We start from the raw sequence: 14076 nt of genomic DNA on the forward strand, positions 1-14076 counted from the left end.
ATGCAACCGCTTAATTCATGACCACACAAGCGCATGAGGCCCTCCTCGACTACGCCCAAAAAACCCTGGGCGATGCCCTCGTCTCGGCCAAGACCGAGCACGGGGAGCTTACGCTCGAACTGGCGCGCGAAAAGTGGCGGTCTTGTGCCCATGTCCTGCGTGATGATCCCCGCCTTGGTTTCGAGCAGCTTATCGATCTTTGCGGCGTGGATTATCTGACTTATGGGGAACGCGAGCGATGCGCGCCGCGCTTTGCGGTCGTGGTCCACCTTCTGTCGCTGCGCCACAATCGGCGCGTGCGCCTGCGCACCTTTCTCGACGACGAGGGTCCGGTGGTGGCGTCCTTGACCGAGGTGTGGAATTCCGCCGATTGGTACGAACGCGAGGCCTTCGACCTGTTTGGCTTCATCTTCGAGGGTCACAAGGATCTGCGGCGGCTTCTGACCGACTATGGTTTCGTCGGCCACCCGTTCCGCAAGGATTTTCCGATCTCCGGACGGGTCGAGATGCGTTACGATCCGGACAAGCGGCGGGTGGTGTACGAACCTGTCAGTATCGAGCCGCGCGTGCTGGTGCCGCGCGTCATCCGCGAGGAGGGCTACGGTGGCCGAGATTCGTAATTACACCATGAACTTCGGGCCCCAGCACCCCGCCGCCCACGGCGTGTTGCGCCTGGTGCTGGAACTCGACGGCGAGGTCATAGAGCGCGCCGATCCGCACATAGGGCTTTTGCACCGCGCCACCGAAAAGCTTGCCGAAACGAAGCCCTACAACCAGTCGATTCCTTATATGGATCGGCTGGACTATGTGTCGATGATGGCCAATGAGCACGCCTACGTCATGGCCTTGGAGAAACTGCTGCAGGTCGACGTCCCGATCCGCGCGCAATACATCCGCGTGATGTTCGATGAGATCACGCGTATCCTGAATCATCTGCTGTGGCTTGGGGCGCACGCGCTCGATATCGGCGCCATGACGGTGTTCCTGTACGCCTTTCGTGAGCGCGAGGACCTGATGGACGCGTACGAGGCGGTGTCGGGCGCGCGCATGCATGCGAGCTACTACCGCGTGGGCGGGGTGTACCGTGATCTGCCGGACAGCATGCCCCGCTATAGCGTATCGCGCTGGCACGACGAGCAGGACGTGGCGCGCATGAATGCCAATCGCGGCGGGAGCCTGCTCGATTTCCTGGCCGACTTCTGCACGCGGTTCCCGGGCTACATCGATGACTACGAGACCTTGCTCACCGATAATCGCATCTGGAAGCAGAGAACCGTCGGCATCGGCGTGGTGAGCGCGGAGCGCGCCTTGCAGCTTGGGTTCACGGGACCGATGCTGAGGGGCTCTGGGGTGGAGTGGGATCTGCGCAAGAAGCAGCCCTATGAGGTGTACGACAAGCTGGATTTCGATATACCGGTGGGGGTCCACGGGGACTGCTATGATCGCTATCTCGTGCGCGTCGAGGAGATGCGCCAGTCCAACCGCATCGTGGCGCAGTGCATCGACTGGTTGCGCGCGAATCCGGGACCGGTGATCGCCGCGGACCACAAGATCGTGCCGCCCTCGCGCGCGGAGATGAAGGCCGACATGGAGGCCTTGATCCACCACTTCAAGCTCTTTACCGAGGGTTATTCGGTCCCCGAGGGCGAGGCCTATGCGGCCGTCGAGCACCCCAAGGGGGAGTTCGGCATCTATCTCGTGTCCGACGGCGCCAACAAGCCATTCCGTGTGAAGATCCGCGCCCCCGGATTTGCCCACCTGGCGGCGCTCGACGAGATGACCCGCGGGCACATGATAGCGGATGTGGTGGCCATCATCGGCACCCAGGACATCGTTTTCGGCGAGATCGACAGGTGAGCCCATGCTGACGAAAGAATCTCTCGAGATGATCGATCGGGAGATCGCCAAGTATCCGCCGGAACACAAGCAGTCGGCGGTAATGGCGGCGCTGCACATCGCCCAGGATGAGCATGGGTGGCTTAGTGTCTCGCTCATGGACTTCATCGCCGAGTATCTCGGGATGCGCCCCATCCAGGTCTATGAGGTGGCGAGCTTCTATTCGATGTACGATCTGGAGCCGGTCGGGCGCCATAAGATATCGGTGTGCACCAACATTTCATGCTTGTTGCGCGGCAGCGACGATATCGTGACGCACCTGAAGAAGCGGCTCGGCATCGATTTCGGGGAAACCACGCCCGACGGACGCTTCACCCTGAAGGAGGTGGAGTGTCTGGCGGCCTGCGGGGGCGCGCCCATGTTCCAGGTCGACAAGACCTACTACGAGAATCTGACGCCCGAGCGGGTTGACGAAATCCTGACGGGCCTGGAGTGATCATGGCAAACGAGGTCTGTTTCCGGAATCGGCATCGCGATCGTTCATGGGCCCTCGACGTCTATGAGGGCGATGGCGGTTACCAGGCGTGGCGGCGCATACTGAGCGAGAAGACCCCGCCTGACGAGATCATCACCGAGGTCAAGAAATCGGTCCTGCGTGGCCGCGGCGGCGCGGGATTCCCGACTGGTCTCAAGTGGAGTTTCATGCCGAGGAACGCGCCGGGCCAGAAATACATCGTCTGCAACTCCGACGAAGGAGAGCCCGGGACCTTCAAGGATCGCGACGTCCTGCGCTATAACCCGCATGCCCTGATCGAGGGCATGGCGATCGCCGGCTACACCATAGGGGCGACCGTCGGTTACAACTACATCCGTGGGGAGTTCCACGAGCCGATAGCGCGTTTCGAGGAGGCGCTTGCCGAGGCCCGCAAGGCCGGTTACCTGGGGAAAGACATCCTCGGCTCCGGGGTCGATTTCGAGCTGCACACCCACAGGGGCGGCGGCGCCTATATCTGCGGGGAGGAGACCGCGCTCCTGGAGTCGCTGGAGGGCAAGAAGGGCCAGCCCCGGTTCAAGCCGCCGTTTCCGGCGAGCTACGGCCTGTACGGGCGGCCGACGACGATCAACAACACCGAGACCCTGGCGTCGATCCCATCCATCATGCGCCATGGGGGCCTGTGGTTTCTGGGCATAGGCAAGCCCAACAACGGCGGGTCGAAGATCTTCTCGGTATCAGGGCACGTCAATCGGCCCGGCAACTACGAGGTGCCGCTTGGTACGCCGTTTGCGGAGCTGCTCGAGATGGCGGGCGGCATCTGGCGCGGCCGCAAGCTGAAGGCGGTGATCCCCGGCGGCTCGTCGGTGCCGGTGGTGCGTGGCGAGATCATGATGGATCTCACCATGGATTACGATTCCCTGTCCAAGGCCGGCAGCATGCTCGGCGCGGGGTCTGTGATCATCATGGACGATTCCACGTGCATGGTGCGCGCGCTGGAGAGGATCTCGCATTTCTATTACGAGGAGTCGTGTGGCCAGTGCACCCCCTGCCGCGAGGGAACCGGGTGGCTTGCGCGGGTGCTGCATCGCATAGAGCACGGCGAGGGGCGCATGGAGGACCTCGACCTGTTGACGGACATGGCGAAGAAGATCGAGGGCCGGACGATCTGCGCCTTGGGTGATGCGGCCGCGCTTCCGGTCATAAGCTTCATCAAGAACTTCCGCGAGGAGTTCGAGCACCACATCCTCCACCACAGCTGTCCCCTGGCGGCCGCGGCGTGAGGCCTGGGAGATGACCATGCTCCATATCGAAATCGATGGCAAACAACTCGCCGTGGAAGAGGGCGCCATGGTCATCGAGGCGGCCGAGGCGGCGGGCATCTATATACCCCGTTTTTGTTACCACAAGAAGCTGTCGGTCGCCGCCAATTGCCGCATGTGCCTGGTCGATGTCGAGCGCGTGGCAAAGCCGGTCCCGGCGTGCGCCACGCCCGTGACCGAGGGCATGAAGGTATCGACGCGTTCGGAAAAGACGCGCACCGCCCAAAAAGGGGTGATGGAGTTCCTGCTCATAAACCATCCCCTGGACTGCCCGATCTGCGATCAGGGCGGCGAGTGCGACCTGCAGGATCTGGCCGTGGGCTATGGGCGGGATGTGTCGCGCTTCGCCGAGGCCAAGCGCATCGTGAAGGATCAGGACATAGGTCCGCTCATCGCCACCGAGATGACACGCTGCATCCACTGTACGCGCTGCGTGCGCTTCGGTCAGGAGATCGGCGGCATCATGGAGCTCGGTGCCACCGGCCGCGGCGAGCATATGCGCATCGGGACCTACGTCGAGGCGAGCGTCGATTCGGAGCTGTCCGGGAATATGATCGACCTCTGTCCGGTGGGCGCCCTGACCTCGAAGCCGTTCCGCTACTCCGCGCGCCCCTGGGAACTCGTCGCCAGGCGTTCGGTGAGCCCCCATGATTGCGTCGGCACCAATCTTCTGGTGGAGACCCGCCGCAACAAGGTGATGCGCGTCCTGCCGCAGGAAAACGAGACGGTGAACGAGACCTGGATCTCGGACCGTGATCGCTTCAGCTACACGGCCCTGGACGGCGGCGCGCGCCTTTCGGTGCCGCTTTTGCGTGTCGATGGGCAATGGCGCGAGGTCGACTGGGATGTGGCCCTTGAGGCCGCGGCCACCGGTTTGCGCGAGATCGTGGCCACGGACGGGGCGGCGGCGCTCGCCGCGCTCGTGTCTCCTCAGGCCACGGTCGAGGAGGGCTATCTGTTGGCGCGCCTTGCGCGCGGGCTTGGCTCCGACAACATCGACCACAGGTTGCGGGAAAGCGATTTCCGTGATGATTCCGGCGCCCCCCCTTATCCCGCCCTCGGGGTCGAGATCGCCGAGCTTGAGCGTGTCGACGCGGTGGTCCTGGTGGGCAGCAACATCCGCAAGGACCAGCCGCTGCTCGCCCATAGGCTGCGCAAGGCGTTTTTGGAGGGTGCCCGGATCGCCGCGATCAATCCGGTGGACTTCGCCTTCACCTTCGATCTCGCCGCCAAGACCATCGTCGCCCCAAGCGGCCTGCCCGAGGCCCTGGGACGCCTGGTAGTGGCCTCGGCGATATGCACCGGATCGGCGTTGCCGGCGGATGTGGCGGCGTGGACCGAGGGCCTCGAGGTCTCGGGGGTCGAGCGCAAAACCGCCGAGTGGCTGTGCGTGGCCGAGCGCCCGCTTATCCTTCTTGGCACGCTCGCCGCCTGTCATCCAGAGGCCGCGGTGCTGCGGTCACTGGCGGCGGCCTTGGGCGAGATTACGGGTGCGCCCGTGGGCTTTCTGCCGCCTGGTAATTCCGCGGGCCTGTGGCTTGCGGGCGCAATCCCGCAGCGTGCGGCGCTCGGTATCCGGCGGCCGGTCCCTGGACGCGCGGCATCGGCGATGTGGGATGGCCGCCAAAAAGGCTTCCTGCTGGTCGACGCCGAGCCGGTAACGGACGGCGCCGACGGCGGCCGTGCGCGCACCGCCCTGCAGGCGGCGCGTTTCGTCGTGGCGCTGTCGGCGTTTCGCTCCGAGGCGCTGGACTACGCGCACGTCCTGCTGCCGATGGCGCCGTTTACCGAGACCGATGGGTCGTTTGTGAACGCCGAGGGGCGCTGGCAGTCCTTCGAGGCGGCGGTGGCGCCGCGCGGCGAGGCCCGTCCGGGCTGGAAGATCCTGCGCGTGCTCGCCGAGAAGTGCGGGGTATCGGGTCTTGCCTTCGATTCGGTCGCGGCGGTACGCGCGGCGATCGGCGACTTGCGTGAGGTCGTGGGGCGCCATGAGCCCATGGTCCTCGAGGGCCGGTGTCCGCGCACGCAGGGGCTCGAGCGCATTGCCGAGGTCGGCCTTTACGACTCCGACAGTGTCGTGCGTCATTCCGAGGTCCTGCGCAAGACCGCCGACCGCGGGTCTCCGATCCTGGGCGTGAATGAGAACGAGGCCATGCGCCTTGGTATTGCCGCCGGCACCAGCGTGCGTGTGGTGATGGGCGAGGCGCAGGCGGTCCTCGAGGTGGTGATCGACAATCGTATCCCGGACGGCGCCGCTTATATCCCCGCGGCCCTGGAATCGACGGCTGCATTGCCGTGGTCGGGGCCCATCACCGTGAGTCGGATATGATGGGCGGGCTTACGGCGTTGTGGGGCGGTTTTCCCGCCTGGTCGCAGGTGTTGCTGTGGGATCTCGCGAAGATCGTGGCGATCGTGGTCCCGCTCATGCTGAGCGTTGCCTATCTCACCTTTCTGGAGCGCAAGGTCATAGGCTACATGCAGGTCCGCATAGGGCCCAATCGCGTCGGTCCGCGCGGCTGGTTGCAGCCGATCGCAGACGGCCTGAAGCTCCTTTTGAAGGAGATCATCGTACCTTCGGGGGCCAACAAGGGTCTGTTTATCGTGGCGCCGGTATTGGCGCTGATGCCGGCCTTGGTGGCGTGGGCGGTGGTGCCGTTCACCAGCACCCTGGTGCTGGCCAATATCAATGCGGGGCTCTTGTTCGTGCTCGCGGTCACGTCCATGGGGGTTTATGGCGTGGTGGTCGCCGGTTGGGCCTCGAACTCCAAGTATGCCTTTCTTGGCAGCCTGCGTTCCGCCGCCCAGATCGTCGCCTACGAGATCGCCATGGGGTTTGCGCTCGTCGGCGTGCTCATGGCCGCCGGCACCCTCAATCTGCGCAAGATCGCGCTCGTGCAGGCCGGGGGGTTCTGGCACTGGCTGTTTCTGCCGCTCTTTCCGCTGTTTCTCGTGTACTTCATAGCCGGGGTGGCCGAGACCAACCGCGCCCCCTTCGATGTCGCGGAGGGCGAGTCGGAGATCGTAGCCGGGTTTCATGTCGAATATTCGGGGATGACGTTCGCGCTCTTTTTCCTGGCGGAATATGCGAATATGATCCTGGTATCGGCCTTGACCGCGGTCTTGTTTCTGGGCGGCTGGCTCCCGCCCTTCGATTTCGCGCCCTTTACCTGGATACCGCCGCTGGGTTGGTTCCTGCTGAAGGTCGCCGTGATCCTTTTTCTGTACCTGTGGCTGCGCGCGACCTTCCCGCGTTATCGCTATGACCAGATCATGCGTCTGGGATGGAAGGTGCTGATCCCGGTCACGCTGGTGTGGATCGGGGTCATGGGGTTTGTGATGTTTTTCACGCCGTGGGCTTTCGTGTTTTACCGCTGATGGAGGTCCCTATGAAGGCGCTACGTAAATACCTGCACAGCTTTCTGTTGATCGAGCTTCTGCAAGGCCTTCTTTTGACCGGCAAGCACTTTTTTGCGCACAAGATCACGGTGCAGTATCCGGATGAGCGCACCCCTCAGTCGCCACGATTCCGGGGGCTCCATGCCTTGCGGCGCTACCCCAATGGCGAGGAGCGGTGCATTGCCTGCAAGTTGTGCGAGGCGGTGTGCCCGGCGCTCGCCATCACCATCGAGTCCGAGCAGCGCGCCGACGGCACGCGGCGCACGACACGCTATGACATCGATCTCACCAAGTGCATATTCTGTGGGTTCTGCGAGGAATCGTGCCCGGTGGATTCGATCGTAGAGACTCGGGTGTTCGATTACCACGGTGAGAAGCGCGGCGATCTTGTGTATACGAAGTCGATGCTGCTTGCCATCGGTGACAAGTACGAGAAAGAGATCGCGGCCGATCGTGCCGCCGATGCACGGTACCGCTAAGGGTCGAGGGTGATGACGTTCGAGAGCGCGGTCTTTTATTTTTTTTCGGCGATACTGCTCGGGTCGGCCGCCATGGTCGTGACCATCAGGAATCCGGTGAAGTCGGCGCTGTTTCTGGTGCTGGCCTTCGTCAGCGCGGCGTGTCTTTGGATGCTCCTCAAGGCGGAATTTCTGGCCATCGTCCTGGTGCTCGTCTACGTCGGCGCGGTGATGGTGCTGTTTTTGTTCGTGGTCATGATGATCGACGTGAATCTCGCGGTGCTGCGCCAGGGGTTCGGGGAGTATCTGCCGATCGGGGGACTCGTGGCGGTGCTCATGGTGGTGGAGATCGCGCTCGCGGTGAGTCCCCGGCAGCTTGCCCCGACACGGATCGCGGCATCCGCGGTCGGCGCGCCGGTCCTGCATGTCAGCAACACCCGCGCGCTTGGCATGCTCTTATATACCACCTACGTCTACCCGTTCGAGATCGCCGCCGCGATCCTTCTGGTAGCGATCGTCGCTGCGATCGCGCTTACCATGCGGAGAAGGCCCGATACTAAATATCAAGATCCGGCGCGGCAAGTCGAGGTGCGGGCGCGTGACCGCATGCGGCTCGTCAAGATGCCGGCGGAGCCCAAGGCATGACGCCGAATATATTGATAAACGGGGGGATAGGACCGTGGTTTCACTGTCGCAGTATCTGATCCTGGCGGGCGCGCTGTTTGCCATAGGCGTGGTCGGCGTATTCCTCAATCGCAAGAACCTCGTTGTGCTGTTGATGGCGATCGAGCTCATCCTGCTCGCCGTGAACCTGAATTTCGTGGCCTTCTCGCACTTCCTCTGGGGGATGTCGGGACAGGTCTTCGTCTTCTTTGTCCTGACGGTGGCCGCCGCGGAATCAGCCATCGGCCTTGCCATACTCATCGTCCTGTTTCGTAATCGCCGCACGATCAATGTCGACGATTTCGACACGCTGAAGGGTTAGCCCGGTGACGTCCGCGCTTGCGCTGTACACGGCGATCCCGCTTGCGTGTCTTGCGGTATCCCTTGCCGCCGGCCTGTTTGGCCGGGCACTGGGAACGGTCTGGACGCACCGCATCGTCATCCTCGGGGTCGCGGTGGCATTCGCCCTGTCGGCTTGTTTTGCGCTGCCGCAGGTGATGTCCGGCCACGATCTCGACGCCACCGTGTATTTGTGGGGACGTGCCGGCGGATTGCCGCTCACGGTGGGCTTTCTGATTGATCCGCTCACCGCCCTTATGATGGTCGTGGTGACGTTCGTATCGCTCATGGTGCACATCTACACCATAGGGTATATGCGCGGGGACCCGGGCTATCAGCGCTTTTTCAGCTATATCTCGCTATTTACCTTTGCCATGCTCATGCTCGTCATGGCCAACAACTTCCTGCAGCTTTTCTTTGGATGGGAGGCCGTGGGCCTCGTCTCGTACCTCTTGATCGGCTTTTGGTATACGCGCGAGTCGGCGATCTTCGCGAGCCTCAAGGCCTTTCTGGTGAACCGTCTCGGCGACTTTGGCTTCGTTCTTGGGATCGCGGCGATCTATACGGTGTTTCATAGCCTCGATTACGCCACGGTCTTCGCCCATGTGGATGCCGCACGCCATGCGCGCCTCACCGTGACCGATGGCACGTCCTGGCACATGCTCACCGTGATCTGCATCCTCCTATTCATAGGCGCCATGGGCAAGTCGGCGCAGATGCCGCTACATGTGTGGCTGCCGGATTCCATGGAGGGCCCGACGCCGATCTCGGCCCTGATCCATGCCGCGACCATGGTCACAGCCGGGGTCTTCATGGTGGCGCGCATGTCGCCGCTCTTCGAGCAGTCGCCGGTGGCGCGCAGCGTGGTGCTTGTGGTGGGGGCCTCGACGGCGTTCTTCATGGCACTGCTTGGCATGGTGCAAACCGACATCAAGCGCGTGATCGCCTATTCGACGCTGTCGCAGTTGGGTTACATGACCGCAGCGCTCGGCGCGTCGGCCTACGCCGCCGCCATCTTCCATCTCGTCACGCATGCGTTTTTCAAGGCCCTGCTGTTTTTGGCGGCCGGTTCGGTCATCATCGCCCTGCATCACGAACAGGATCTGCGCAAGATGGGCGGCCTGCGCCGCTATATGCCGATCACGTTCGCGGCCACCTGGGTGGGCTCTCTGGCGCTCGCCGGCATCCCGCCGTTCGCCGGCTTTTTCTCCAAGGACGCGATCATCGACGCGGTCGCGCGCTCGACCCTGCCGGGCGCCGATTATGCGTTCGCGGCGGTGCTCGCGGGCGTGTTCGTGACCGCGTTTTATACCTTCCGCATGCTGTTCCTGGCGTTCTATGGTGAACCGCGCATGGACACCCAGGCCCGCCACCATCTCAAGGAATCCCCCTGGGTGGTGACGCTGCCGCTTGTGCTGTTGGCCATACCGTCGGTGCTCGCCGGTATGTTGCTCATGCGCCCGCTGCTCTTCGGTCACTTCTTTCAGGGTGCCCTTTACGTGCGGCCGGCCGACAATCCGCTCTTGCGCATGGCCCCCCACTATCACGGGGTGCTGGCCTTCATGGGCGCGGCATTCCTCTCGCCGCCGCTTTACCTGGCGCTCGGCGGCATCGCCAGCGCGTGGTATCTCTATATCCGCCGGCCGGAGCTGCCGGCACGGATGGCGCGCCGGCTGCACGCCGTGTACGCCGTATTGCGCGCCGGATACGGCTTCGATGCCGTCTATCTCGGGGGCTTCGCCGCGGGGGCGCGCGCGGCCGGACGTTTTCTATGGCGCGTCGGGGATGTGCAGCTCATAGACGGGGCGCTCGTGAACGGCACCGCGCGGCTCGTGGGGCGGATCGCAGCGTGGGGCCGGCGCCTGCAATCCGGCTATATCTATCATTATGCCTTCGCCATCATACTCGGGCTCTTTGTGCTCATGACATTCTTTCTCCACCGCGGATAAGGGCTGCCACCATGGACGTCTATCGACATATAGCCCTCAGCGTCGCGATCTGGCTGCCCATCGTCTTCGGGGTCCTCATACTGGTCGGCGGCCGGCGTTATCCTAAACTCGTCCGCCCGCTTGCCGCCGTCGGCGCCGTCGGCGCTTTTTTGGCGACCGTGCCCTTATGGGGCTTGTTTCACGCCGATTCGTTCGCCATGCAGTTTCGCGAAAGCGTCCCCTGGATACCGGCGTTCCACATCAATTATGCGCTTGGGGTCGATGGCATCTCGCTGCCGCTCGTGCTGCTCACAAGCGTGGTGGGTGTGATCGTGGTGATGGCCGCAGGTCCCGCGATCAAGGAACGCGTGCCGGAGTATTTTGCCTCCTTCCTCATCATGGAAGGCCTCATGATCGGGGTGTTCAGCGCCCTCGACGCCATGCTGTTTTATGTCTTCTGGGAGGCGATGCTGATCCCGATGTTCCTGATCATCGGCATCTGGGGGGGGCCGAATCGGGTCTACGCCACCATCAAGTTCTTTCTGTATACCTTCCTTGGCTCGGTATTGATGCTGGTGGCCCTGCTTTATCTGTATTTCCGCGCCGGCGAGACCTTCAATATCGTCTCGTTTTATCATCTGCCGCTCGCCGCGACCCCGCAGATCTTGATATTCCTGGCGTTTTTGATCGCGTTTGCGGTCAAGATCCCGATGTGGCCGGTCCATACGTGGCTCCCGGATGCGCATGTGGAGGCGCCGACCGGCGGATCGGTGGTACTTGCGGCCATCATGCTGAAGATGGGCGCCTACGGTTTCGTGCGTTTCAGTCTGCCGATCGTGCCGCAGGCGAGCCACGAACTGGCGGGTCTCATGATCACGCTCTCGCTCATCGCCGTGGTCTATATCGGTCTTGTGGCGCTGGTGCAAGACGACATGAAAAAGCTGATTGCCTATTCGTCGATCGCACACATGGGCTTTGTGACCCTCGGGATTTTCCTGTTCAGCCGCATCGCCATGGATGGCGCGCTCGTGCAGATGATCTCGCACGGCTTTGTGTCGGCCGCGATGTTTCTGTGTGTCGGGGTGCTATATGATCGCCTGCACTCCCGCGCCATCCACGACTACGGCGGTGTCGTCAATCGCATGCCGGTATTCGCGGCGTTCATGATGCTCTTTGCCATGGCCAACTCCGGGCTACCCGGCACCTCCGGTTTCGTGGGCGAGTTCCTGGTGATCCTGGGGGCGTTCAAGGCCGACTTCTGGTACGCGGTGCTCGCGGCCACGACCTTGATCTCGGGTGCCGCCTACACGCTCTGGATGTACAAGAGGGTCATCTTCGGGCCGGTCACCAAGCCCGCCGTGGCGGCCTTGTCGGACGTGACCGGGCGCGAACTTTCGTTTCTCGCAGTCCTCGGTGCGGCGGTGCTCGTCCTGGGGCTGTGGCCCGCGCCCTTGCTGCATGTGATGACGGCCTCCGTGCATCATCTTTTATGGCGCCCGGGCGTGCGACTCGCCGGCGCGACTCCCTAGGGTGGTCTCATGATGCATATAAGACCGGTGTTGCCGGAAATCCTCGTTTTTGCCATGGCCTGCGTGATCCTGCTCGCGGACCTCTTCTGGAAGCGGCGATTCAAGGGGATGATGTATGGGGTCACGCAGGCCACCCTCATTGCCGCCGGAATCACCGCCTACTCCCTGCGCGATGAGGGCGCGCGCGTCGTATTGCACGGCATGGTGATCGGCGATCGCCTGAGCATCGTGCTGCAGATCGCGATCTTTGCGTTGACTGCCATCGTGCTCGCCTATTCGCGGACCTATATCGCCGAGCGCGGGGTGTTTCGTAGCGAATTCTTTGTGCTCGCGCTCACCGGCGTTGTCGGTATGTGCGTGATGGTGAGCGCCGCGCATTTCCTGTCCTTGTACCTGGGGCTCGAGCTCTTGTCGCTCAGCCTCTATGCGCTGATCGCGATGCAGCGCGATTCGATTCCCGCCACCGAGGCGGCCATGAAGTATTTCGTGCTGGGCGCGCTCTCCTCGGGGCTTTTGCTCTACGGCCTGTCGATGCTCTATGGCGCCACCGGCAGCCTTGCGATCGGCCGGGTGGCGACCGCGCTCGCCGCGCTCCCGCGCCATGACATGGTGGCGACACTGGGTCTCGTGTTCGTCCTGTCGGGTCTTGCCTTCAAGCTCGGCGCGGTGCCCTTCCATATGTGGATCCCCGATGTCTATGAAGGGGCGCCGACGGCCGTGACCTTGTATGTCGGCGCGGCCCCCAAGATCGCCGCGTTCGCGCTCTTTCTGCGCCTGCTGGTGGCGGGGCTTCATGGCCTGTCCGGCGCCTGGCAGGAGATGCTGGTGCTGCTCGCGTTTTTGTCGATGGCGGTCGGCAATGTGGTCGCCATTGCCCAGACCAACTTAAAGCGCATGCTCGCCTACTCGGCGATCGCGCACATGGGCTTTCTGCTGCTCGGGCTCTTGAGCGCGCGCGTGAGCGGCTATGCCGATGCCCTGTTCTATGCCTTGATCTACGCCTTCATGACCCTCGGGGCGTTCGGCGTCATCATCCTGCTCTCGCGCAAGGGTTTCGAGGCCGAACGTCTGGAGGATCTGCGCGGCCTCTATCAGAGGAGCCCCTGGTATGCGTGGGTGATGCTGTTGTTCATGTTCTCGATGGCGGGCATCCCCCCGACCATAGGGTTCTACGCCAAGCTCGCGGTCATCCAGGCGGCGGTCAGCGCCGGATTTTATGGGCTGGCGGTGGCCGCCGTGCTGTTTTCCGTGATCGGGGCCTTCTACTACCTGCGTGTCGTGAAGCTCATGTTCTTTGATGCCCCCGTGGACGCCGGCCCGTTGCGTCAGGGGCGCGATCTGCGCTGGATCCTGAGCGTAAACGGCATCGCCATGGTGCTGGCCGCCCCGTGGGCCGGTACGCTCATCGCCATCTGTCGGGCTGCGGTTCGCGGCCTCCCCTGAGGGGCGCGTAGTCCGCGATCGGGCGGACACAACCGCTTCTTGCCGTACGGATCGGGGGTCTGGCGGGTCACCTTCAGGACCCGCCGTGCCGGCCGTAAGCCGGTGTCGGCTTGCGGCGCGCCGCCGTCACCGTTTTGTCATGCACCCTCCGTAGTATCGCGCCACGCGGCCCCGATGGACCGCGCCAGCCCCTCAATGGAGATCCCCAACCCATGAAATGCCTGAAGAAGGCCGTGGCCCTGTGGGCCGTGGCCGCGGTTCTTGCGCCCACCGTGGTCCTGGCCGAGACCCGCATCCAGTCCGATATCGCCTATCGCCGCGAACTCATGGCGGCGATGCAGTGGAATCTCGTGCGTATCGCGCAGACACTCCGCCGCCAGCGTCCTTACGATGCGAACCGCATCGCCGGGGAGGGCCGGGCGTTGGCAATGCTCGCCACCCTACCGTGGGTGGCCTTCGTGCCAGGGTCTGATCGTGGGGCCACCAAGGCGTCGGTGCGTATCTGGCAGCAGCCGCGCGCCTTCGCGGCGGCGGTTGGCCATTTCGAGGCGCTTACCCGCCAACTCGCACAGGCCACCGCCCATGCCCCGCTTGCGGCATCGGCACGCCCGCTCGAACACGTGGCCGATGCCTGCCGCTCCTGCCACCACCGCTTCATGCGTTAGCGGC

The 14076-nt window shown here is 63.4% G+C and carries 13 protein-coding genes; all 13 read left to right on the forward strand.

The genetic code is table 11. The annotated features are described in order from the left end of the window. Positions 1 to 17 precede the first annotated feature (17 nt). The 13 genes from C4901_RS04580 to C4901_RS04640 all read left to right on the forward strand — a co-directional run bounded on the left by C4901_RS04580 (position 18) and on the right by C4901_RS04640 (position 14072). The gene (locus C4901_RS04580; RefSeq protein WP_110136329.1) at positions 18 to 620 is read left to right on the forward strand and encodes an NADH-quinone oxidoreductase subunit C; all 603 of its coding nucleotides are present in this window, start codon (positions 18 to 20) and stop codon (positions 618 to 620) included. Next, positions 604 to 1857, forward strand: a complete 1254-nt coding sequence (locus tag C4901_RS04585; protein ID WP_110136330.1) for an NADH-quinone oxidoreductase subunit D — start codon at positions 604 to 606, stop codon at positions 1855 to 1857. The genes C4901_RS04580 and C4901_RS04585 overlap by 17 nt, the downstream gene beginning before the upstream one ends. Positions 1858 to 1861: 4 nt before the next feature. Beyond that, positions 1862 to 2332, forward strand: a complete 471-nt coding sequence (gene nuoE, locus C4901_RS04590; protein WP_240611829.1) for an NADH-quinone oxidoreductase subunit NuoE — start codon at positions 1862 to 1864, stop codon at positions 2330 to 2332. A gap of 2 nt (positions 2333 to 2334) precedes the next feature. Next, positions 2335 to 3612 carry an NADH-quinone oxidoreductase subunit NuoF gene (gene nuoF / locus C4901_RS04595; protein ID WP_110136332.1) on the forward strand — a complete coding sequence of 426 codons (1278 nt, stop codon included), beginning with the start codon at positions 2335 to 2337 and terminating at the stop codon, positions 3610 to 3612. Between the two features lie 16 nt (positions 3613 to 3628). Next, the gene (nuoG, locus tag C4901_RS04600; RefSeq protein WP_110138521.1) at positions 3629 to 5980 is read left to right on the forward strand and encodes an NADH-quinone oxidoreductase subunit NuoG; all 2352 of its coding nucleotides are present in this window, start codon (positions 3629 to 3631) and stop codon (positions 5978 to 5980) included. After that, the gene (nuoH, locus tag C4901_RS04605; protein WP_370445965.1) at positions 5980 to 7026 is read left to right on the forward strand and encodes an NADH-quinone oxidoreductase subunit NuoH; all 1047 of its coding nucleotides are present in this window, start codon (positions 5980 to 5982) and stop codon (positions 7024 to 7026) included. The genes nuoG and nuoH overlap by 1 nt, the downstream gene beginning before the upstream one ends. 11 nt (positions 7027 to 7037) lie before the next feature. After that, positions 7038 to 7526: an NADH-quinone oxidoreductase subunit NuoI gene (nuoI, locus tag C4901_RS04610; RefSeq protein ID WP_110136334.1), complete on the forward strand. Its 489-nt coding sequence runs from the start codon at positions 7038 to 7040 to the stop codon at positions 7524 to 7526. Positions 7527 to 7538: 12 nt separating this feature from the next. Beyond that, a complete protein-coding gene (locus C4901_RS04615; protein ID WP_110136335.1) occupies positions 7539 to 8150 on the forward strand; it encodes an NADH-quinone oxidoreductase subunit J in 612 nt (203 codons plus the stop codon). Between the two features lie 34 nt (positions 8151 to 8184). Then, positions 8185 to 8490 (forward strand): NADH-quinone oxidoreductase subunit NuoK, encoded by a 306-nt coding sequence (nuoK, locus tag C4901_RS04620; RefSeq protein WP_110136336.1) that lies wholly within the window; start codon positions 8185 to 8187, stop codon positions 8488 to 8490. A gap of 4 nt (positions 8491 to 8494) precedes the next feature. After that, positions 8495 to 10456, forward strand: a complete 1962-nt coding sequence (gene nuoL, locus C4901_RS04625; RefSeq protein ID WP_110136337.1) for an NADH-quinone oxidoreductase subunit L — start codon at positions 8495 to 8497, stop codon at positions 10454 to 10456. 11 nt (positions 10457 to 10467) lie between these two features. Continuing rightward, on the forward strand, positions 10468 to 11964 hold the full coding sequence (locus C4901_RS04630; RefSeq protein ID WP_110136338.1) for an NADH-quinone oxidoreductase subunit M: 1497 nt from the start codon (positions 10468 to 10470) through the stop codon (positions 11962 to 11964). A gap of 9 nt (positions 11965 to 11973) precedes the next feature. Continuing rightward, on the forward strand, positions 11974 to 13407 hold the full coding sequence (gene nuoN, locus C4901_RS04635) for an NADH-quinone oxidoreductase subunit NuoN (RefSeq protein ID WP_110136339.1): 1434 nt from the start codon (positions 11974 to 11976) through the stop codon (positions 13405 to 13407). A 212-nt stretch (positions 13408 to 13619) separates the two neighbouring features. After that, positions 13620 to 14072 (forward strand): cytochrome c, encoded by a 453-nt coding sequence (locus tag C4901_RS04640; protein WP_110136340.1) that lies wholly within the window; start codon positions 13620 to 13622, stop codon positions 14070 to 14072. The last annotated feature ends 4 nt before the right edge of the window (positions 14073 to 14076 follow it).

This window comes from Acidiferrobacter sp. SPIII_3 (genome assembly GCF_003184265.1).
GTDB lineage: Bacteria > Pseudomonadota > Gammaproteobacteria > Acidiferrobacterales > Acidiferrobacteraceae > Acidiferrobacter.